The 21,846-nt window shown below is 39.3% G+C and carries 14 protein-coding genes; 9 read left to right on the top strand and 5 right to left on the bottom strand.

Translation table 11 applies throughout. The annotated features are described in order from the left end of the window. Positions 1 to 242: 242 nt before the first annotated feature. The 3 genes from FZF08_RS01450 to FZF08_RS01440 all read left to right on the top strand — a co-directional run bounded on the left by FZF08_RS01450 (position 243) and on the right by FZF08_RS01440 (position 4,278). The gene (locus tag FZF08_RS01450; protein WP_159466837.1) at positions 243 to 2,063 is read left to right on the top strand and encodes an STN and carboxypeptidase regulatory-like domain-containing protein; all 1,821 of its coding nucleotides are present in this window, start codon (positions 243 to 245) and stop codon (positions 2,061 to 2,063) included. Between the two features lie 505 nt (positions 2,064 to 2,568). Beyond that, a complete protein-coding gene (locus tag FZF08_RS01445; protein ID WP_229216379.1) occupies positions 2,569 to 3,519 on the top strand; it encodes a hypothetical protein in 951 nt (316 codons plus the stop codon). Between the two features lie 249 nt (positions 3,520 to 3,768). After that, positions 3,769 to 4,278 (top strand): CHRD domain-containing protein, encoded by a 510-nt coding sequence (locus FZF08_RS01440; protein WP_229216378.1) that lies wholly within the window; start codon positions 3,769 to 3,771, stop codon positions 4,276 to 4,278. A 66-nt stretch (positions 4,279 to 4,344) separates the two neighbouring features. On the opposite strand, the gene alaS is transcribed toward FZF08_RS01440, so the two are convergent. Next, the gene (alaS, locus tag FZF08_RS01435; RefSeq protein ID WP_159466835.1) at positions 4,345 to 6,993 is read right to left on the bottom strand and encodes an alanine--tRNA ligase; all 2,649 of its coding nucleotides are present in this window, start codon (positions 6,991 to 6,993) and stop codon (positions 4,345 to 4,347) included. Between the two features lie 432 nt (positions 6,994 to 7,425). Here alaS and FZF08_RS01430 point away from each other — a divergent pair, with 432 nt between their 5' ends. From FZF08_RS01430 to FZF08_RS01405, 6 genes are all read left to right on the top strand, one after another. Further along, entirely contained in the window at positions 7,426 to 7,815 is a 390-nt protein-coding gene (locus tag FZF08_RS01430) for a hypothetical protein (RefSeq protein WP_159466834.1), read from the top strand. A gap of 947 nt (positions 7,816 to 8,762) precedes the next feature. Next, positions 8,763 to 11,846: a TonB-dependent receptor gene (locus FZF08_RS01425; RefSeq protein ID WP_229216405.1), complete on the top strand. Its 3,084-nt coding sequence runs from the start codon at positions 8,763 to 8,765 to the stop codon at positions 11,844 to 11,846. 26 nt (positions 11,847 to 11,872) lie between these two features. Continuing rightward, positions 11,873 to 13,534, top strand: coding sequence for a RagB/SusD family nutrient uptake outer membrane protein (locus FZF08_RS01420; protein ID WP_159466833.1), 1,662 nt, complete (start codon positions 11,873 to 11,875; stop codon positions 13,532 to 13,534). A gap of 420 nt (positions 13,535 to 13,954) precedes the next feature. After that, a complete protein-coding gene (locus tag FZF08_RS01415; protein ID WP_159466832.1) occupies positions 13,955 to 15,331 on the top strand; it encodes a DUF1080 domain-containing protein in 1,377 nt (458 codons plus the stop codon). A 30-nt stretch (positions 15,332 to 15,361) separates the two neighbouring features. After that, the gene (locus tag FZF08_RS01410) at positions 15,362 to 16,702 is read left to right on the top strand and encodes a Gfo/Idh/MocA family protein (RefSeq protein ID WP_159466831.1); all 1,341 of its coding nucleotides are present in this window, start codon (positions 15,362 to 15,364) and stop codon (positions 16,700 to 16,702) included. Positions 16,703 to 16,842: 140 nt separating this feature from the next. After that, entirely contained in the window at positions 16,843 to 17,883 is a 1,041-nt protein-coding gene (locus FZF08_RS01405) for a PmoA family protein (RefSeq protein ID WP_409012626.1), read from the top strand. A 115-nt stretch (positions 17,884 to 17,998) separates the two neighbouring features. On the opposite strand, the gene FZF08_RS01400 is transcribed toward FZF08_RS01405, so the two are convergent. The 4 genes from FZF08_RS01400 to FZF08_RS01385 form a co-directional block, all read right to left on the bottom strand. After that, positions 17,999 to 19,732 (bottom strand): M14 family metallopeptidase, encoded by a 1,734-nt coding sequence (locus FZF08_RS01400; RefSeq protein ID WP_159466830.1) that lies wholly within the window; start codon positions 19,730 to 19,732, stop codon positions 17,999 to 18,001. 84 nt (positions 19,733 to 19,816) lie between these two features. Further along, positions 19,817 to 20,524, bottom strand: a complete 708-nt coding sequence (locus FZF08_RS01395) for a hypothetical protein (protein WP_159466829.1) — start codon at positions 20,522 to 20,524, stop codon at positions 19,817 to 19,819. A 117-nt stretch (positions 20,525 to 20,641) separates the two neighbouring features. Further along, the gene (locus FZF08_RS01390) at positions 20,642 to 21,148 is read right to left on the bottom strand and encodes a DUF1648 domain-containing protein (protein ID WP_159466828.1); all 507 of its coding nucleotides are present in this window, start codon (positions 21,146 to 21,148) and stop codon (positions 20,642 to 20,644) included. A 161-nt stretch (positions 21,149 to 21,309) separates the two neighbouring features. Then, entirely contained in the window at positions 21,310 to 21,699 is a 390-nt protein-coding gene (locus tag FZF08_RS01385) for a hypothetical protein (RefSeq protein WP_200837007.1), read from the bottom strand. Between the last annotated feature and the right edge of the window lie 147 nt (positions 21,700 to 21,846).

Below are 21,846 nucleotides of genomic sequence, written 5' to 3'. Positions count from 1 at the left end.
TTTAAGGAAAAATGGAAAGGGCTGCAAAACTATTTTGCGGTCCTTTCTATTTTTAATGCTTTTTGTGGAAAAAAAATTGTCGGTGGGAAGTGGGGGTTTGGCCATATCCGATTGTCATCGTATTATATCATAAGTTGTTTTCAGGGATTTTGGGGTAATATTTGCTGCGCAATTTTTAGTTTATGATGTACTCTTTCGATCAGGAATATTAGATCTCTGGTTTTTTCAATGCTGTTTTTAGGATGAACCGGATTCATGTTCTTTTCAGAATCAACATGGTTGTAGCATTATCTTTAATGCTGTCGGTTTGTTATGCCCAAAATTTACTGAATCGAAGTATTTCAGTCTCGGTCAAAAATAAGCCCGTTTCGGATGTTTTAAAGACGATTGGTGATCAGGGGAATTTTAGTTTTTCTTACAACAGTGACATTATTGCGGGAGATAGTCTGGTTACGATCTCGATGCATTCAAAATCCGTTAAACACGTTTTGGACGCGATGCTGAGAGGAAATTATCAATTTAAGGAATCCGGAGATTTTATTATTATTCAAAAAGCGGCGAAAGAGAAGTTTTATCATTTAGCCGGACAAATCATTGATAACGAATCCGGGAAAACCGTGGATTATGCCAGCGTTTATTCCAGGCAATTGTTGGTTTCGTCTTTGACAGATGATGCAGGTATTTTTAAACTGAAAATACGTGACCGGAATTTTCCTATCTTGTTAACAGTGAGTAAGGTAGGTTATGCGGATACCATCGTTATCGTAAATACTGAATTAGCTTCTCCTTTAAATATTACGATAAGTCCAAAAGCAATTGACCTGGATACGCTTATTGTTAAATATTCGGACGGAGGTAATTCCTGGCTTACAAGGTTGTTCGTTTCTTCCCGGCTGCGTCTGCAAAGCCGGAATATCAGCAAGTTTTTCATAGCATTGCCATACCAGATTTCTTTAACGCCAGGTTTAAGCTCTCATGGGAGATTGAGCTCGCAGATTGTAAATAAGCTTTCCATAAATATCTATGGAGGCTATACTGCCGGGGTAAATGGTGTTGAAATTGGAGGCCTTTTCAATATATCAAAAAAGGATGTAAGATATTTACAGATTGCATCAACTTTCAACGCGGTCGCTGGTCATCTTTCAGGTGTACAGGTGGCAGGTGTTTACAATCAGGTTTTGGATTCTTTGGTTGGCGTACAATTATCCGGTTTTGCAGGTTGGACAAAAGGGAATTTGAAAGGAGTGCAACTGGCTGGTGTATTTAATAAAGTTTCCGGGCATTTGAAAGGTCTTCAGGTTTCGGGTGTGGGCAATATTGCCAAGGAAGAAATAGACGGTGGCCAAATAAGCGGAATCTTCAATAAATCCAGCAAGGAATTACATGGATTTCAGATTACCAGTGGCGTGAATATTGGAAGTGAAAGTGTTTCCGGATCTCAAATCAGCGGCATTGGAAATATCAGCAAGAAAGAAACAAGTGGTTTGCAGCTTGCTAGTTTATTTAATTATGCCAGAAATCTCAAAGGTGTCCAGATTGGTATTGTGAACCTGGCAGACAGTTCTTCGGGTTACAGTTTTGGGTTGATAAATGTTGTAAAAAACGGAAAAGGAACAGTTTCTGTTTATGGAAATGAATTACTGCCCTTAAATATTGCCTGGAAGTCGGGGAGTAAAAAGCTCTATAACATTTTTACAGTTGGCTCATCCATTGGTGGAAGCAAGGCATATACTTTCGGTTTTGGTATCGGAAGGGAATTTAAAATCAACAAAAATATCACGCTGAATACTGAAATCACAGATCATAATATTTATCTGGGGTCGTGGAAAAATCTGCCGGTACTTTACCGCTTCCAAACCGGGCTGAATATCAAGTTGAGTAAATCACTTTCATTAAGTGCAGGACCCGCTTTCTCTCTATATTATCCTGAACAAAAGGAATTTAAAAGCAATTATCAGTCCTTTTCTGACAAAGGATTTCTGCGATTTAAAATGCGCCAAAATGGATATGCATGGGTGGGTTGGCAAGGTGGTTTGAGCTGGAATTATGGATCGATATTTTAAATAAAACTAACAAAAACAATGGCTAAAGCCTGAGGAATTGGTGAGGGATTCTTTACCCGGGGTTGAAACCCTGGGTAAAGAAATCCAACCCATTTTCGGGCTTTAGCCCATAGCTTTATCTCGTATTTTCCCAAAGCACCATTCCTGCCATCCGATAGACATTTTCCGTACATAACCATCTTTCTGGCCAAATCATTAACACAATGTTGAAACACTGAGTGTTAGAAATCCCAACTCATTTCCGGGCTTTAGCCCACGGCATTATCAAAAATTTTTCAAAAGAAATGAGGGTATCGCCAAACTCGATTGTCTAAAATATATAGCGGAAACAGAAATAAATTGAAGGCCTGCAATTTATAAATTCTGTCTGCCGTGGTTTTAGCTATCATTTAATTTCAACACAATGAACATCTATTTTAATTTCAAAAAAATATCTCTGGCCTCGAGTTTAGTGCTAATTTGTTTCTCACTCTCCGTTTTGGCACAAAATGAAAAAACACGTTTGATGCACATAGGCCTAATTTATCCTATTAGCTCAAACGGACTGAATGCCGGAGAATTTACAAATAAATTTTCTCTTCATGCCATAAGTGGTATTTCAAAAAATGAGACTGGAGTTGCGATTGCGGGTGTGGCTACCGTTATCAAAGAAAATGCAAAAGGAGTTCAAATCAGCGGCGTAGCCAATGTGATAGGAGAGTCTGCCGATGGCGTTCAGGTAGCCGGTTTCATGAATATTATCCGACACAATGCCAAAGGATTACCTGTTGCTGGTTTTTTGAATTTGAGTGAAAGTGCAGGTCCTGCACAGATTGCCGGGTTCAGCAATATTACCCGTGAGTCAGTTAAAGGCGTCCAGATAGCAGGATTTTTAAATAAGTCCAAAGATGTAAACAGCCAGATTTCCGGGTTTGTCAATTTAGCGAAAAAAGTTAAAGGCGTTCAAATTGCCGGATTGATCAATATTGCTGATAGTAGCGATTATCCTATCGCTTTGTTAAATTTTATAAAAAATGGAGAAAAGTCAGTTGGTATTACAGTGGATGAAACTGCAACAACCATTGCTTCGTTCAGGTCGGGAGGCAGAGTGTTATATGGCATACTGGGAGTTGGGTATAATTTCAAAAGCGGCAATAAATCCCTTTACGGTTTGGAGGCTGGCTTGGGGGCTCACATTCCGGTTGCAGAAAAATTAAGGGTTAACGCCGAGTTGGCAAATTTGGTGTTAACAGATTTCAAAAGAGGTGATTATTTTAAAAATACTTTACGTATACTACCCACGTTCAGATTAGCTGAAAATCTCGAAATATTTGCGGGGCCTTCACTTAATTTTGTAAAATATTCGAGAGACAAAGGAGATGATCTGATCAGTCATTATCTCTGGAAACAGAGAAATACTAAGGATTTTACGGGACTTTACCTTGGTTTTAATGTTGGCGTCCAGTACATTTTTTAATCTTATCAAAAGAACTTTCTTTGAGTAAAAATGATAGATCTTGAGACATTTTCAGTAAATGGTTCATTAGATTTAAAAGATTCTCAATTTGTCGCTTTATTCATCAAAAAGGGGACAAGGTCTACAATTTGCTGATTGACTCATGTTTGTTTAAACCTTTGGTAGTACATACTTATACTTTTTCCATGAATTGGTATTATTTTTTATAGTGCACCGTTGATAACCAATTTTTCACTAAAATCAACGAGTATGAACAAATTGACGAGTATGAAGAAATTTGCGTTTATAGGAATCTGCATTTTGGGTGTTGCATGGGGCTGTAAGGATGACGACGATGATGTAACACCGCCTGTAAATGTTTTACCAACTTTAAAAGTTAGCACCACACTTTCAGGAGCAAATGAGAGACCTGCCAACACGTTAACCGCTACTGGTTCCGTGGACGGAACCTTAGATCAGGAAACTAATATTTTGAAATTAAACATTGCTTACAGCGACACAGCCGCAGTGGATTCAACAGCTGGCGATTCAACCCATGCCTTTATACCAACTGCATGGCATATTCATAAAGGGGCTGTCGATACAACAGGTGCAGTTGTGATTGATTTCGGGACTACATTTACCAACCCTTTTGCATTTACAGATACATTAACGGCAGATCAGGCTGCTGACCTGAAAGCCGGTTTGTACTATGTAAACATTCATACAAAAGGATATCCGAACGGAGCGATCCGCGGACAATTGTCTACGAAAGAATAAAGTATAGTAAGGCACAAAAAAAGCGGAACCAAATCAGTTCCGCTTTTTTTGTGTATCCATTTTTTGTTAAAATAAGCCTTTGGCTTTCTCCAATGCCTTATCAAGACCACTTGCATCTGAACCGCCCGCAGTTGCAAAAAACGGTTGACCGCCTCCACCACCACGGATTTCCTTCGCAAGATCCTTAACAATAGTACCCGCGTTCAGGCCCGAACTTTGAACAACATTTTCAGCGATGAAAACAGAGATCTGAGGTTTTCCGGCAATATCAGTACCGAAAACAGCGATAAGGTTTTCAACCTGCTCACGAAGTTCGTACGAAAGCTGTTTCAGTGATTCAGCACTTGGTACGTTCACTTTTTCAATGATCAGATTAAAGCTTTGGTAGCTTTTTACCTTATCCAGCAATTGCACTTTCAAGCTCTGGATTTTTTCATTTTCCAGTGCTTCAATGCGTTTTTGCAACAAAGTACGTTCTTCCAACAAATTTTCAACGGCCTTTACAATATCCTTCGGACCTTTTAATAGATCTTTTAATTGCACCAGTGTTTCTTCCTGCCCGCGCATTATTTCCAATGCCTTTTCACCCGTCACCGCTTCCACCCGGCGTACACCAGCAGAAACCGAACCTTCCGAAATGAATTTGAAAACACCGATTTCACCGGTCGAAGGAATGTGTGTTCCTCCGCAAAGTTCAAAAGAGAATTCAGGATCAAAAATAATAACTCTTACAAAATCACCATATTTTTCACCAAATGTGGCAGTAGCACCCATAGCAATAGCTTCCTGGATTGGCACATTGGTCATAACTTTTAACGGAATATTCTCACGGATTTTTTCATTAACCCGGTCTTCGATTTTTTTCAGTTCTTCGTCCGTAACTTTTGAAAAATGTGAAAAGTCAAAACGCAACAATTCATCATTCAAATACGAACCTTTCTGTCCGATATGCGTACCCAATACTTCACGCATCGATGACAGCATCAAATGCGTTGCCGAGTGGTTTGCCTTTATTTTATTACGACGTTCTTCATTGATATGAGCCACAACGATTCCTGCATTTTGCAGAGCATCGTCAAGGTTTTTATCTTTTGAAATATGTACAAAAAGATCATTTTCTTTTTTCGTGTCAACAATGTTTACAACTCTGGAATCTCCATTTACATTGAAATGAAGTGTTCCGGTATCACCAACCTGTCCACCCATTTCGGCATAAAAAGGAGTGCGGTCGAGCACGATATGATATTCGTCGCCGGTTTTGGTTTTTACTTTTCGGTATTTTACAATATGACTATGCGTTTCTTCAAAATCATATCCTAAAAACTCCACACCATCCGACTCACGAAGCTCAATCCAGTCGGTTGCTTCTTTGGCCGCATCCTGGCGTGATCTTGCTTTTTGAGCTGCCAGTGCATCCTGAAAACCGATTTCGTCAATAATAAAACTTTTTTCTCTTGCGATCAATGCAGTCAAATCAACCGGAAATCCGAATGTATCGCTCAGTTCAAAAACTTCATCGCCAGCAATCACATTGGTTTCTTTTTCTTTCAACGCAGTCATAATGATATCAAGACGTTTCAATCCTGATTCAAGCGTCCGCAGAAAACTTTTTTCTTCTTCCAGAATCACACGGGTAACAAATTCTTCCTGTGAAGTGAGTTCAGGGAAAACATCCTTGAATTGTTCAGAAAGAACAGGTATCAATTTATGGAAAAATGGTTCAGAAAAGCCCAGATAAGAATATCCGTAACGAACGGCACGGCGTAAAATCCGGCGGATCACATAACCCGCTTTTACGTTGGAAGGTAATTGTCCGTCGGTAATAGCAAAAGCAACCGCACGAATGTGGTCAGAGATAACACGCATCGCAATGTCCGTGAAAGGCTCATCGCTGCCATATGTTTTCCCCGATAATTTTTCCAAAACCTGAATTGTATTCTGGAAAACATCGGTGTCATAATTTGACATTTTTGCCTGAACGGCCATACAAAGTCTTTCAAAACCCATTCCCGTATCCACATGTGTAGCGGGAAGCGGAATCAATGAACTATCAGCTTTACGCTCAAACTGCATAAAGACGAGGTTCCAGATCTCTACAACCTGCGGATGATCATTGTTGACCAACGATTTTCCGGATATGGAATCCACATCTGCCTGCGGACGTAAATCGATATGGATTTCGGAGCAAGGTCCGCATGGGCCGGTATCGCCCATTTCCCAGAAATTGTCTTTTTTATTACCAAGAATAATACGGTCTTCACCTACAATCGGTACCCACAAATCCCAGGCTTCCTGATCAAAAGGAACACCATCTTTGGCATCGCCTTCAAAAACAGATACATAAAGTCTTTCTTTTGGCAGCTTGTAAACTTCCGTCAATAATTCCCAGGCCCAGGTAATGGCTTCCTTTTTAAAATAGTCTCCAAATGACCAGTTTCCCAGCATTTCAAACATCGTGTGATGGTAAGTGTCAAACCCAACATCCTCTAAATCATTATGTTTACCTGATACCCGAAGGCATTTTTGTGTATCGGCAATACGACGTGAAGGCGGTGTACCGTTACCCAAAAAGAAATCTTTGAACTGGGCCATTCCCGAGTTGTTGAACATCAGGGTGGGGTCATTCTTAGCTACCAAAGGAGCGGAAGGAACAATAAGGTGACCTTTACTGCGGAAAAAATCCAGAAAAGACTGGCGTATCTGATGCGAAGTCATTGTATGTAATTTGGTACTAAATCTCTGTGAAAATGTCCGTAAAGTTAATGAAAAATGCAATTTGGTAATTATGACGGGGCTATTAATTAACAACTTAGGTGCACGGGCTCAACCGGATTTTTATCTTTTCAATTTATGAGACTGATTTGAAAGACGGAAAGTGACTATCAGTCAGCTTTAATTTCTTACTAATCTGAGGTTTTATGGATATACGAGGCGCATACTTGTGGTAAGGTTAATACTTTTAAGCTTCTGATACAGGAAATTGTAAATCTGTTTTTATTACAATAGAGTATAAAAGCAAAAGAACCTTCTTTTTTAAATAATCAACATGTAAAGATTGACACCAAGTAAAATTTTTAAATATTCGCCGTGTGTGATTTGTTTTATGAAAAAGACAAATGTCCGGTTAACATTCTTAATGAGCTACTGATGAAACCCTATTCGGAGTATTCGGCCGAAGAGTTGGCGATGGAAAACCTTTTTATCCGATGGGTTCGTTTTCCAAATGACCCGCCTATACGCTCTTTTTGGGAAAACTGGATGGTAAAATATCCTAATAAAAAAGATACGATTGAAAAAGCGCGTGAATTAGTTTTAATTACCTCAGAGTGGAAGCCTGAAATACTTTCTAATCAGGATGTTAATTCATTGTGGGACCGTATAAGGACTTCTTTGGAAATTATTAAAGAGAGGGAAACAGGCGACGCTCCGCAAGAACCTTTTGCAGAAATACTGAGGCCAAAGAACATTATTCTTGGTGTTATATCCATGGCTTTGATTGGAATTTTATGCTTCATTTTCCTGATCTTCATCAGATAATCTCGTCCTGCCTTTGCACTGCAATTTGAAAAAAAACAGACTTTTTTTAGCATCTTAATACTCAGAAAGTGTCAAAAAAAGTATCTTCGAATACACTGTTTCTACGCTTTTTAAGCCCTGCAAATTCCTTTATTTGTTAATTGTTTTTTGGTTTTAAGGATATTTTTAGAATTTGGAAAAGGGATTTTTTGAGTAATATCAATAAAACTTCGGGACCTTTTACTTTGTACTAATTCTGTATAAAGTGCAATTTTACAAACTTTTAATTTTTCTTTTTAAAATGTATCTTACCCTTAATTATCAGTATTTTACTATAAAATATTCGATGATGCCAATAATGGCAACGTTCCCGATAACGATTGCATAAATAAAATTCATCTTTCCTTTTCAAATGTCTTTTCCTTTCTATAATCTCAACCAGAAATTAGAAATTGTACTTTGTGTGCAAAAAACTAGATTTATTGGTTTTGTTCAATAAGCATATATTGCTTGAACAAGAGTAAACCGGCAATTTTAATTTCTGTTGCTTTCATTAATCAAGCGTGTATTTTCTAAAATATATTATTTACCTGTTTCGCTGTAAATACTTAAAAAATCGGGATTTCTGACTATTCGGATATAGGTTTCCAGCTGTAACCTCCATGAGTACTCAGAATTATTCTAAAATTTCTTTTTTCTTTAATCGTATTTTTTTAATAACAAAACCTGACATAATTCTAAATGAATAAAAATGACCCAAAGGCACTATAAATATTTTATGAAAAAATTAAATCATTTATAGGGGTAAGAGAGAGTTTCCTCGTCAGCAAGATTGAGTTTTAAAACATTTTTAATTCTAAAAGTCACAATACAGTATGAAAAAAAACTTTACGTGCATTAGGCAATACTTGTTCGGCTGTGCCGTAATGGGTGTCATGAGCCTGAGCTTTTCGGCGCACGGTTCGCCAATGAGTTCAGGAAAGTCATCGAAAGAAACAGCGATTGACAAAACGATATCAGGACAAGTATTATCCGTTGAAGATAATACACCGGTTCCAGGTGTATCCGTGGTATTGAAAGGAAGCAGAGTGGGAACCAATACAGATGCTGATGGTAAATTTAAAATCGATGTACCTGACAACTCAGCCGTACTTGTATTTTCATCCGTTGGGTTTGTATCACAGGAAGTACCTGTTGGGTCAAAAAGCACTATAAGTGTTGCACTGGTTAGCGATTTAAAGAATCTTACGGAAGTTGTTGTTGTGGGTTATGGTACCCAGAAAAAGAGCCAGACTACCGGAGCGATTTCCTCTGTTTCAGCTAAGCAAATCAGTGAAATGCCTATTACAAACATCGGACAGGCTATGCAGGGTCGTGTTGCTGGTGTAGATGTAGCGCAGTCCGGTAGTAAGCCGGGAACAGTTCCAAAGGTATTGATCCGGGGACGTCGCTCTTTCAATGCCGGAAATAATCCTTTATATGTAGTGGATGGTATTCCTCTGGCAGGCGACCGCAATGAATTGATGTCCAGCGGACGCCCGTTTGATTTTACATCAGGTGGTTATGAAGATATGAATCCCAACGATGTGGCCTCAATGGAGATTCTGAAAGACGCCACAGCCACAGCTATTTATGGAGCTAGGGGAGCGAATGGCGTTGTTCTGATTACCACAAAACGAGGAGAAGCAGCCAAAGGTAAAACAACTATAAGTTACGATACTTATGTGGGTGTGACCGAGGCTCTTGACAAGGTCAGATTATTCTCAGGCCCTGAGTTTGCAGAGTATATCCGGGAATCACGCAGAGGAATTGTATCAGGGAGTACCTATAAGGATGAAAATGGAAATGCAGTGCCAAGCGGTCAGAGCAATGCTTTTGCTGATTCCAAGTTGTTCGAAGCAGTAGAACTGGACGGTATTGCAAATAATCGTACGACAGATTATCAATCGATGATTTTAAGAAAAGGGTTCCAGCAAAATCACTCTCTTGGTGTTCAGGGCGGAAATGAAAAAACACAGTTTTACATTTCCGGAAGTTTTTTCAAGGATAAAGGAATTTCTGCCGGTCTGGACTACACAAGAACTTCTTTGCGGGCAAATATTGATCACAACATTAATAGCCGTGTCAAAGTAGGAATTTCTTCTTACCTTATGTATTCTGTGCGGAACGGTGCCGATTTGAACCCCTATTCATTTACACTGAATCAGAATCCGTTAGGTAAGGCCTATGACGATAACGGTAAAATTATCTTTGCCCCGACCAATGATGCACTTTTGACGAATCCGTTAGCAGAAATAGTACCAGGTGCTCAGGTAGACCAGCGTAAAAAATATAGAATTCTAAATAGTCTTTACACGGAAATAAAACTAATTGACGGGTTGAAATACCGGGTCAATTTTGGTCCTGATTTTGCAATTGAAAGAGGCGGCCGTTTCATAGGTGCTCAAACCAATGCAAGAAAAGGCGGTGATCCTCAAGCTGCTCTCTACAACCAGTACGGGTTCAACTGGACACTGGAAAATATTGTAACTTACAACAAAACGTTTGGTGTAAAACATAACTTAGGTATTACAGCACTGCATTCTATTCAGCGTGAGAATTTTGAGGCGAATACAATATCCGTTCAGGGAGTACCTGCTGAAACACAGCAATTTTACAGTGTTGGTAACGCAAGTTCGGTACTTGGTGTGGGCAGTGTTCTTATCCCCTGGACGCTGAATTCCTACATGGCGCGTATCAATTATGACTACAACGACAAGTACCTCATCACAGTAACAGCACGTCGGGATGGATCCAGTCGCTTTGGTGAAAATACCAAATATGGTACTTTTCCGGGAGTCGCGGTGGGATGGAACTTGTCTAATGAAGAATTCATGAAAGGGATTAACTGGCTTGATCAATTAAAACTCAGAGTTAGTTATGGGATTGTGGGTAATCAGGGTGTATCACCTTTCCAGACACAGGGTCTTCTGGGGCGCACAATTTACGCATGGGACAACACAGCTGCCTACGGATATCGGCCTAGTACAATAGGAAATGCTGATTTGAAGTGGGAGTCATCTGCTTCTACAAACATAGGTCTCGATTTCAGTTTTCTAAAAGGACGGGTTCAGGGATCTCTTGAGCTTTATCAAACCAATACGACCGACTTGTTGCTTTCTGACCAACTTCCTGCCTCGATTGGATTTAATTCAGTTACACGTAACGTAGGTGAAACAAGAAACAGAGGACTGGAACTTAGCGTTAGCACAATTAACGTTAATACCAAAGGTGGGTTTAAATGGTCAACGGATTTTGCGTTTACAAAAAATACAGAAGCGATTATATCTCTTTACAACGGTGCTAAAGACGATCTAGGGAATAAGTGGTTTATTGGTTCGCCTTTATCAGAATATTTCGATTACGAAAAAGCAGGTATCTGGCAAACTAATGAAGCCGATCAGGCAAAGTCATATGGAAGTCGTGTAGGACAGATTAAGGTAAAAGACCAAAATGGTGATGGTAAAATTAATGCAGACGACCGCGTGAAACTCGGATCCGATATTCCGGATTGGAGTGGTGGTATCACCAATCGTCTTTCCTACAAAGGAGTGGATCTTTCGTTCTTCATTTATGCAAGGATTGGACAGAAGATCATCAGTGGTTTCCATCAAAACAATAATGCTTTGGCGGGAAGATACCAACAGATGTACGTTGACTATTGGACTCCCAACAACCCCACGAACGAATTTCCTCAGCCTAACAAAGACCAGGAATTCCCTGTCAATAACACAGCGATCATTTATTATGACGGATCATTTGTTAAAATCAGAAATATAAATTTTGGTTATACATTCAGTGACAAGCTGACTAAGAAATTAGGGTTGGAATCTTTACGTATTTTTTCAAGTATTCAACAACCTAAAATATGGTCTAAATATCGCTCAAAATACAACGGAGTGGATCCGGAATCTTCGACAAGCCCAACTGGAGGTAACAACAGCTCATCGGTAGGTGGAAATATTACACCTGCCACAAGAATAATTACGGTGGGACTAAATGTGAAGTTTTAATCCAAATTGATTTAATATTTAAAAAAATGAAAAAACGATATATAAACAAATCGATCAAAACCCTTGGGCTTTTGGTATTATTCATCGTGGGTCAATCCTGCAGTGATGTACTTGAAGAGGAGGTGGTATCCAGTATTGGTAACGATTATATTAATACACCAAAAGGATTTGAAGACGCTGCGAAAGCTGCTTATTCTTCCCTTAGAAATTACTACGGTACCCAGCAGGGATTGACTGTTACGGAATTTGGGACTGATCTGTATGCAACAGGAGCTGATGGAGGATACAAAGGTTTTCATTTTTATGATGCTCAACTTCAACCTACGGTTGATTATCTGGCAGTAATTTGGGATGAAACTTACAGAGGTATTAACACGTGTAATGCGGTCATAGAAAGAGCTCCTAAGGCAACGGTTAGTGATGCTGTCAAAAAATTACGTGTCGCTGAAATGAAATTTCTTCGAGCTCATTATTACTTTTTGCTTTTACAGCAGTATGGTGGTGTAGACCTTCGCCTGACTGAAACCCTGGAACCTACAAAAAAGACCTCCAGAGCGTCAGAAGCCGATATCTACAAAGCGATCATTGCTGATTTGGAAGCTGCATTACCTGATCTGGAGGCCAAATCGAGAGGGACCGACTATGGAAGAGTTACGAAACCGGCAGCAGAAAATATGCTGGCCAAGGTTTACCTTGCAAAAGGTAATTCATCCTCAAAAGCGGCTGATGATTATCAAAAAGCAGCTACTTATGCTTCCAATGTGATCAATAACTATACGTTTAAGTTGCTTCCGGATTTTGCCAGTGTATTCGATCAGTCAAATCAAATCAATGACGAAGTTATTTTTTCAGTCCAGTATACCACTGATGCCTTAACCAATGGCGGTGGAAATAGCCTTCACCTTTACTTCGGTATGCAATACGATGTACAAGCGGGTATGGTTCGTGATGTTATAAATGGACGTCCTTTCAAGAGATTACGCCCAACGAGCTATTGTCTCGAAACCGTTTTCAAGGACCGGGTCAACGATTCCCGTTACAAAAAGACCTTTAAGGATACCTGGATTGCCAATAATCCAGGTAAGTTCACCAATGTTTTTGATAATTCTAAAACTGAGGTTACTTTCAAAACAGGCGATACTGCCATCTTCATACCTGGCTATGAAATGACCAAGGAAGACAGAGCTAAGAAACCTTATCAGGTTTTAGTGCCTACACGTTACGACGAAGCTTTGTTTCCTACTTTGAAAAAATTTCTGGATCCTCTCCGTCCTGACAGAACTTATGAAGCAGGGAGCAGGGATTACATGGTTTTCCGTCTGGCTGATACCTATCTGATGCTTGCAGAAGCTCAGTTAATTCTGGGTAAAACTAAAGAAGCTATGGAAGCATTGAATGTAGTTCGTCGCAGAGCAGCTTTCTCAGGAAAAACAGCAGCTATGGAAATTAAAGAATCTGATATGACCATGGAAATGCTGATGGAAGAAAGAGGCCGGGAATTGCTAGGAGAACAAACCCGTTGGATGGATCTTAAACGTTGGGGGAATCTGGTTGATCGTGTTAAAAAATATAATCCACAAGCAGCACCTAATGTGAAAACAATTCACTTGCTTCGGCCTATCCCTCAAACTCAGATTGACCGGACAGAAGGTGGCGCAGCATCGTTTCCTCAAAATCCTGGATACTAAACTTTTGAGAGTCTAACAGATCTAAATCGAGGAATTACAAAAAGACAGAACATTTATGACACTCATAAATGTTCTGTCTTTTTGTTGTGAGTATTTTAAAGATACAGAAATATTCTTTTGAGTCTGGCAGACATGTTTTTTGTGGTTTTTAATAATCTGTTAGTTGGAGTTCTTACCTCCATATAACTAGAATAATATTTTGTTGGTATTAACCCGCCTTATAAAAAAGCAATAATTATCTCTGAACTTTACTTTAACAAGATAATTATGAAAACAACGCTCGTAAAATCCTTACCAATGTTAAGTTATTTTTGTCAGGGTAAAAATGCTAATATATCGTTATATAGTTTAAAGCTTTTCCTTTGTATATAACCAGTCACAGTTATACTTAACAAACAGCCATTTTGGCGATAATGAAATATGAAAATCTATAAAGTACACATTGCGTTTTTAGTATTAATCTTATCATTTTCAACCGCAAATGCACAAAAAACGAAAGATGGCTGGCAGGATCTGTTCAATGGAAAAGACCTCACCGGTTGGAAACAATTAAATGGAAAAGCGAAATATGAAGTAAAAGATGGCGCTATTGTAGGAACCTCGGTTATGGATACGCCAAATTCTTTCCTGACAACTGAAAAAAACTACGGTGATTTTATATTCGAATGTGATGTCAAAGTTGATAATAAACTTAACTCCGGAATTCAGATCAGAAGTCTTTCAACACCAGATTATCAAAACGGACGTGTACATGGCTATCAGGTTGAAATTGATCCAAGCGACCGCGCATGGTCAGGCGGACTTTATGATGAAGCACGCCGCGGCTGGTTATATTCTCTGGATATAAATCCGGAAGGAAAAAAGGCTTTCAAAAAAGATGCCTGGAATAAATATCGTATCGAAGCAATCGGAAATTCGATCCGTACTTTTGTCAATGGAATTCCTGTTACAGATGTTGTGGATGACATGACTCCAAGCGGATTTATTTGCTTACAGGTTCATGCGATCGGTAATAAAGACAAAAGCCTGGAAGGTACTCAGGTGAGTTGGAAAAATGTTCGCATCAAAACAACGAATCTTAAACCAAGTCCAAAAACGAATATCCGTATCGTAAATCTTATTCCAAATACGCTTGCAGAAGCAGAAAAAGCACAGGGATGGAAACTGCTCTATGACGGAAAATCGGTTGACCAATGGACTTCCTATGCAGGTCCGGATTTTCCATCAAAACGCTGGAATTATAACGACGGCACGATTACAATCTCAAAATCGGACGGTTCTGAAACCGGAAACGATATCATTACCAAAGAACTTTACGGCCCGGCTTTTGAATTTCAGTTTCAATTTAAATTAACAGAAGGCGCAAATAGCGGGGTGAAATATTTTGTTGATAAAAAGTTTAATGCCAACGGGAAATCCGGTGTCGGACTTGAATTTCAGGTGCTCGATGATGAAAAACATCCGGATGCAAAAATGGGCAAAAACGGAAACAGAACCATTGGTTCGCTTTATGATCTTATTACCTCTGAAAAATCCTACAACGCGATCAAAAAAATCGGAGAGTGGAATCTGGGTCGTATTGTAGTAAACCCGGACGGTACGGTTCAGCATTTTTTAAATAATCACAAGGTTGTCGAGTATGTTCGCGGATCTCAATCTTTTAAGGATTTAGTCGCACAATCAAAGTTCAAAGGATTTGAAGGTTTCGGCCTTTCCGAAAAAGGATATCTGCTTTTACAGGATCATGGAGATAATGTTTCTTTCCGTAGCCTGAAAGTGAAGGTGTTGAGTAAATAAAATTAGTCTTTCAAAATTTCATTCATAATTATGACTACCAGAAGAGATTTTATCAAAAAAACAGCTTTGGTAACTGCCGGAGCCGCTATTAGTATCAATTCAGTGAACGCATCAAGCTATCGCCGGATTTTGGGAGCCAATGACCGTGTGCGTGTAGGAATTATCGGATTCTCGGATCGTTTCCGGAGCTCGCTGGCACCAAGTTTCGCTGAACATTCCAAGGAAATGAATTTTGAATTCATGGGCGTTTCGGACATCTGGAACCGCCGCAGAGACGAAGCTGAAAAATTTATAAAAGGAAAAGGCTGGTCGGCCAGTGAATTTTTTAAAGCACGTAATAACGAAGAATTGCTTGCACGCAAAGACGTGGATGCCGTAATCATCAGTACCGCCGATTTCCAGCATGCGCTGCATTGCGTTGAAGCTGTAAAATCCGGTCGTGATGTATATGTTGAAAAACCTTTTGCTGAATCTTTGGCTGATGGAAAACTTGCACTAAAGACGGTGGAGGCTTCCAAGCAAATTGTTCAGGTGGGCTCGCAGCGCCGCAGTGCACCGAACTATCATGCTGCCAATGATTTTATCAAATCGGGTAAATTTGGTGATATTTCCATGGTTGAAATGACCTGGAATGTGAACCAACCGGGCAGATGGAGACGCGCTGAATTGGTTTCCCAAATCAGAAAAGAAGATACAGACTGGGATCGTTTCCTTTTGAACCGCCCAAAAACAGAATGGAATCCACGTCATTATCTCGAGTTCCGTTTATTCTATCCATATTCGTCAGGTTTGCCAGGACAATGGATGTCGCACCAGATTGATACCGTTCACTGGTTTTCAGGATTGGAAGCGCCACGTAGCGTTGTAGCAAACGGCGGCGTTTATGTTTGGAAAGATGGTCGTGTCAATGCAGATACTTTCTCGGCAACTTTTGACTATGGTCCGTTTGATAATCCGGATAAAGGATTCCAGGTAATTTATTCCGCACGTATGCACCAGGCAGCGGGTGATGTGAAAGAATATTATTACTCAAATGGCGGTATGATCAATTTGGATACCAATAAGATCACTTCCGAAGGTGGCTTGAAAGAAAAAGATGCAGCTGCCATGGGCATGAAAGCGAATCTGCTTCCGGATCAGTCTTTGAAAACAGGTGAAAAAATTTCAACGGATGCTAATACAGGATCTGATCCGATGACATCACTTCACATGCGCAACTGGATGGAATGCGTACGCAGCCGCAAGCAGCCAAATGCACCGGCACGTGCAGGTTTCAACCACTCGGTAGCCAATATTATGTCAACACAAGCTTTGCATACAGGTAAAAAAGTGGCCTGGGATCCAAAGAAAAGTGACATCGTCCTAAGTTAATTTATATGTTTAAACGCAGAGGTAGGAGAGGTTTACACGGAGTTACACAGAGTTTTCTGATTTTTTAAATACAAATACCTCTGCGAAACTCTGCGCAAAACTCCCCTAACTCTGCGTTTAACCCCTTAAAAGATATCCACGTGAAGTTTAGATATATCAGTATTGCGATTGCTGCTTTTTCTTTGGCGGTGACCGGTTTGGTTCAGGCACAAAAAGTTGACCTGGTCGATAATAAAAAAGAAAAAAAGGTGGAAGTAAATATTGATGGGAAACCATTCACTTCTTATTTCTACCCTGGTGAAGACGTTTTGAAAAAAGCGGTTTTATATCCGGTGATGACGGCAAAAGGTACTTTGGTAACCCGCGGCTGGCCATTGGATCCACGTCCGGGTGAACGTATCGATCATCCGCATCATGTTGGAATTTGGCTGAATTATGAGAATGTAAACGACAATGATTACTGGAATAACAGTAACGCGGTGGATCACGTGAAACATGCTTACGGAACGATTAAACACACCGGGATAACTTCCATGAAAAGTGGAAAAGACAAAGGTGAACTGACCGTTACTGCTGACTGGGTTGACAGAGATGGAAAACTGACTTTACAGGAAAAAACTACTTACATATTTTCAGGAAAAGGTACTACCAGAACCGTTGATCGTTTAACAACTTTGACAGCCGTGATAGACGCTGCCATGCCGGATGTGAAAGACGGAATGTTTGCTATTCGTGTAGCAAGAGAACTGGAATTGCCTTCTACAAAGCCTGAAATTTTTACAGATGCCAGCGGAATTGCAACCAAAGTTCCAACGTTAAACAATGAAGGAATCACTGGAAATTACAAAAATAGTAATGGCGTTACCGGTGAAGATGTTTGGGCTAAAAGAGCAGTTTGGTGTAATCTGACAGGTAAAATCAAGGATGAAGATATTAGTATCGCCATCATTGATCACCCAAAAAATGTTGGATATCCTGCTTATTTCCATGCAAGAGGTTACGGTTTATTTGCTGTAAACCCATTAGGCCAGAAAGCTTTCAGTGATGGAAAAGAAGTTTTGAATTTTAAATTGAAAAAAGGAGAATCTACAACCTTCCGTTATCGTCTTGTAGTTGCATCGGAACATCTTTCGGATGCCTCGATCAATGCTATGGCTACTGATTTTGCGAAAGTGAAGTAAAATTATTGATCTGATAATTCTTTATAAGTCTTTGGAAATAAAAAAATCGCCTTGTAATATCCGTTTTTGATAGACAGAAATTACACGGCGATTTTCTTTTTATTGATTTAGATTTCTATTTACCCATTACCCGAAAAACCGGATATCTTAAATATTCCTTTTCCCGGTATGGGGAATTTTCATAAATAAATCGTAGCTGCGCGTCTCCGCTTTTGGAAAAAGTTTCGTCCGATTTTCTTTTGTCTTCCAGCGACTTTTGCAATTCCGGTGATTTGCTTAAAATATCTGTTGCCAGATCTTCAAAAACATAACTTGAATATCCTTCTTTCGCCTGAAGAATTGTATCAAAGAAATTCCATTTAAAAAAGGAATCCACCGCCTTAGGTTCAAGCGTTTCAATAATGTAACGGTTTGTCCATTGGTTTACCGGGATATACCAGTCTCCTTTACTGAATTTTACTTTTTTCTTTTCCGTGCGAAGTTCCGTATTTGTGTGCCAGTAATGTCCTTCAAAAGGCTGTTTCGGCGCATCATAGCTTTGGATATAATACACTTCAACTTCCCGTTCTTCATCTTTTTCAATCTGCGTCATTTGTACCTGATTCAGTTTTAAAAGATCGATCACATTAAACCAGCCTTGCGGAATAATGTATGCCGTTGGTTTTTCAACAATATCCAGCGGTTCGTACGTGTCATAAAAAGGCACCTTCACATTCAAAGGTTTTGTGCGGTCGTAATGCAGACGGTCTTTACCGCTTACTTTACTAGGGTAATATTCCGGAGTAAAACCTTTGAAATCAATTTCCGTGAATTTTGCTTTATTATTCTGCCAGGTTATAGCGAATTTTTCCTGTGTTTTTACAGCTTCTTTGGTCTCTGTCCGCATTTGTAAAACTGATTTTCTGTACTGAGCCAAAACTTTCAGATTTCCATGCAGATAAGCATAAGTAGCTTTCACCCGTTTCTCATATGATTTCAGCATATGCGTTTCCGTCATGACTCCAAGCGTATGAAAAAGCGCGGCATATCCGGTTGAATATCTCGGCCAGTCAGGGAACTGAACAAAACCTTTATCCGGCGTTTGTCCCCAGGAATTCACATAAGGCGTTGCTTCATATCCTGCTTCTTTTAGATATTTGTACATAAAAGGAAGGAAAGTTTCTCTTTGAAATTTCCCCAAAGAACCTCCTAATTTATCCTGTTGGGCATAATCCAGCGTCATCACATACTGATAGTCCGCGCCATTGCTAACGTGTGTATCTGCGAAAAGATCAGGATCCAGTTCGTGAAATATAGCAGCAAAACTTTTAGCATTTCGGGTATCATTTTTGATGAAATCGCGGTTCAGATCGTAATCCCGTGCGTTTCCACGAAAACCATATTCTACCGGTCCGTCCTGGTTTGTACGCGTTGTACTATTACGGTTAAGCGCGCCGCCAATATTATAAAAAGGAATAATAGCCAAAACGATGCTATCCAGTTCTGGAAATTTTTCGGGATGAAGCGCGATGTCACGCAGTAAAAGCATGGAAGCATCAACTCCGTCAGATTCACCTGGGTGAATGGCGTTGTTGATCATGTAAATCGCTTTACCCTGCGCCTTTAATTTTTTAATATCGAAGATTTTATTTTTGGAATAAAGTACCAGACTTAAAGGTTTTCCACTGTCGGTAAGACCTTTTTCTGTGATCTGGATTTGAGGGAAGTTTTTGGCTAAAAGTTTGTAAAAAGTGATGCCTTCGTCATACGTTGGTGTTTCCTTTTCACCACTCTTTTCAAAATGTGTCTGGTATTGAGCAATGGCTGCTGTGGAAAAAAATAGCAGTACTGCCAGGAGTGTTTTTTGCATAATAGTTTTTAAAAAAATTGCATATCGACAATTTTACAGATAAGACTGTCGATATGCAATTTTACTTTACTATTATTTGGCAAATTATTCCTCTTCCGGTACTAATATGTCGGGATGTGAGGTAGCTTCATAATTATCCGCATATTTAATATCGTCTAACCAATAAGCCGAACTTACAATATCAAATGTTATTTCATTTGTTTTCTTTTCAACAGTTTTAAGCTCCCAAAGAATATTTTTGGCTTCTTCAAAAGTGGTTCCTTCTAGTTGATCGCCAAAAAGACGGTTTACCAGATTGTGATCCGACATACCCTGCGCCAAAATCCTTACAATCGGAGCTTCCGGGTTTTCTTCAAAAATCACCAAACTTTCAGTATTTTCAGCGGTAAGTTTTATCTTGAATTGAACTGCTTCTGTTCTTGGGAATTTTCCGTTGTAAGCATCAAACAATAACTGCGTTGCTTTGAAAAAACTGATATGCAGGTCAAGTTTTGGATTTTCTTCCCACAATTTTTCTGTAAGCATCTGATGCGAAAGATTTTCTATCTGACCATCCGTCAGTTCGTCTTCAATCAAATATTCCAAAACAAGTTTCGCGGCCTCGGATGGTTCATAGTCTGTAATGGACATGAAACACATTTCTTTTAATTCCGCTTCGCTAATTTCATCTGGATTAGCATAATCCATTTTTTCAAGCAATGCCTTGTAATCGCTATTTTTCCAAGAACCCGGAATTTCTTTTATTGATGTAAAAGACGAAATTTCTACTGCAAATTTATTCTTGGCTTCCATAATCTATTTATTGAATTTTCATTTTGATATAACATTCAATCCCAAAGGCTGAGACGTCAGATTCAAGATTAAGTATCTCAAAAAGAAAGTAAGGAAAACTGTGCCAGCGTTAGTGATTTATCTTTTATTTCTTGGAGACAAGGTTCTTTTGAAATAAAAAGCAATAGGGAATAACAGCGAAACCATTACAATTGGAAGAAACAAAGACCCCAAACCTTTTACATGCCCATCAACAACAAGATTGGTAACGACCAGAATGTAGATAAATCCGATCATAGCAATTAGTCTGATAAAGCGTATCGTCCTGATAGCGAAATCGAAATTTTTATTTGGTACTAAGGTTGCTTTTGACGGATTGAAAACAAATTTGATTGATAGGGTAATACACATGAAAATAGCTGCGGCGATCGCAAATACTGCGAAAATCATAATCTTTTTGCCAAAACCATCGGCATGTCCTACCACATTAAAATGAAGCGGGATAATGTCCGGCGAACGGAAATAGGTGAAGCCGGTTATCAATCCCAATACGATTAAACCAAACCAGCCTGCGGTGTCTAACATTTTGTCAACACCGGAAAATTTGGATTTTGCTGACGATTTTGTGTTTTTAGTCTTTGCCATTATAAATAATTTATGCGCAAATCTAATATTTATATTGATCGATAAGATACAAATAGGGTTCTAAAAGATGGTGAGCGAATATATTGGTTTTCGAATCCGGGAATACCTTGTAGTAAGCATCATCGCCGAGTAGGGTAATGGTGGGGCCAATCCGCACATAATCAGAAGTTTTTACATAAACCGGACGCAGGCACCATCGCCGCATAAAAATTTTCAAGCCAGCTGACCGGATTCGTTGTCGTTCCTCTCAGATTGATTACCGCCACCGCAGATTTTTTACTACTCCACAAATCCCAGCGATTTTCCATGCCCACGGTCGGAGAATTATATACCGATTTAAAATGAACTGGATAAGGTATTTTATTTTTGGTGGTATCATAAAGCCTGGCGTGCATCCTTATCAATTCGATATATTCTGCTTTGTCAAAACCAAGTTTTAAAACTGTTGTCTGCGCACTTACCGGACCAATCATAAGCACAGCCAAAATGACAAAAATAATGCTTTTGATACTTGTTGCAGTTTTTATGAATACTTGGCGAAGTGTGATCATAGTCGTCTTTGAATGTATAGTAAATATATTAATTAATGTCGCTGAATATATGCTTGTTCTTATTTAACGGCAGATTTTCTAACAAAGAATTTGTCCAAAACCATGTTGAATTTGACTTTTTCCAATTATTAGAATACACTTAGAGTT

The sequence above is a fragment of the Dyadobacter sp. 3J3 genome, assembly GCF_009801115.1.
GTDB lineage: Bacteria > Bacteroidota > Bacteroidia > Cytophagales > Spirosomataceae > Dyadobacter.
The sequence above is the reverse complement of the archived record's forward strand: the minus strand, read 5'-3'. Positions and strand labels throughout refer to the sequence as shown.

Bases quoted from the DNA above. Each gene is read 5' to 3' on its own strand.
- FZF08_RS01425 (WP_229216405.1), top strand. From the start codon at position 8,763: ATGAGTTCAGGAAAGTCATCGAAAGAAACAGCGATTGACAAAACGATA.
- alaS (WP_159466835.1), bottom strand. From the start codon at position 6,993: ATGACTTCGCATCAGATACGCCAGTCTTTTCTGGATTTTTTCCGCAGT.
- FZF08_RS01440 (WP_229216378.1), top strand. From the start codon at position 3,769: ATGAACAAATTGACGAGTATGAAGAAATTTGCGTTTATAGGAATCTGC.
- FZF08_RS01385 (WP_200837007.1), bottom strand. From the start codon at position 21,699: ATGATCACACTTCGCCAAGTATTCATAAAAACTGCAACAAGTATCAAA.
- FZF08_RS01400 (WP_159466830.1), bottom strand. From the start codon at position 19,732: ATGCAAAAAACACTCCTGGCAGTACTGCTATTTTTTTCCACAGCAGCC.
- FZF08_RS01390 (WP_159466828.1), bottom strand. From the start codon at position 21,148: ATGGCAAAGACTAAAAACACAAAATCGTCAGCAAAATCCAAATTTTCC.
- FZF08_RS01450 (WP_159466837.1), top strand. From the start codon at position 243: ATGAACCGGATTCATGTTCTTTTCAGAATCAACATGGTTGTAGCATTA.
- FZF08_RS01395 (WP_159466829.1), bottom strand. From the start codon at position 20,524: ATGGAAGCCAAGAATAAATTTGCAGTAGAAATTTCGTCTTTTACATCA.
- FZF08_RS01430 (WP_159466834.1), top strand. From the start codon at position 7,426: ATGAAACCCTATTCGGAGTATTCGGCCGAAGAGTTGGCGATGGAAAAC.
- FZF08_RS01410 (WP_159466831.1), top strand. From the start codon at position 15,362: ATGACTACCAGAAGAGATTTTATCAAAAAAACAGCTTTGGTAACTGCC.
- FZF08_RS01420 (WP_159466833.1), top strand. From the start codon at position 11,873: ATGAAAAAACGATATATAAACAAATCGATCAAAACCCTTGGGCTTTTG.
- FZF08_RS01445 (WP_229216379.1), top strand. From the start codon at position 2,569: ATGCACATAGGCCTAATTTATCCTATTAGCTCAAACGGACTGAATGCC.
- FZF08_RS01415 (WP_159466832.1), top strand. From the start codon at position 13,955: ATGAAAATCTATAAAGTACACATTGCGTTTTTAGTATTAATCTTATCA.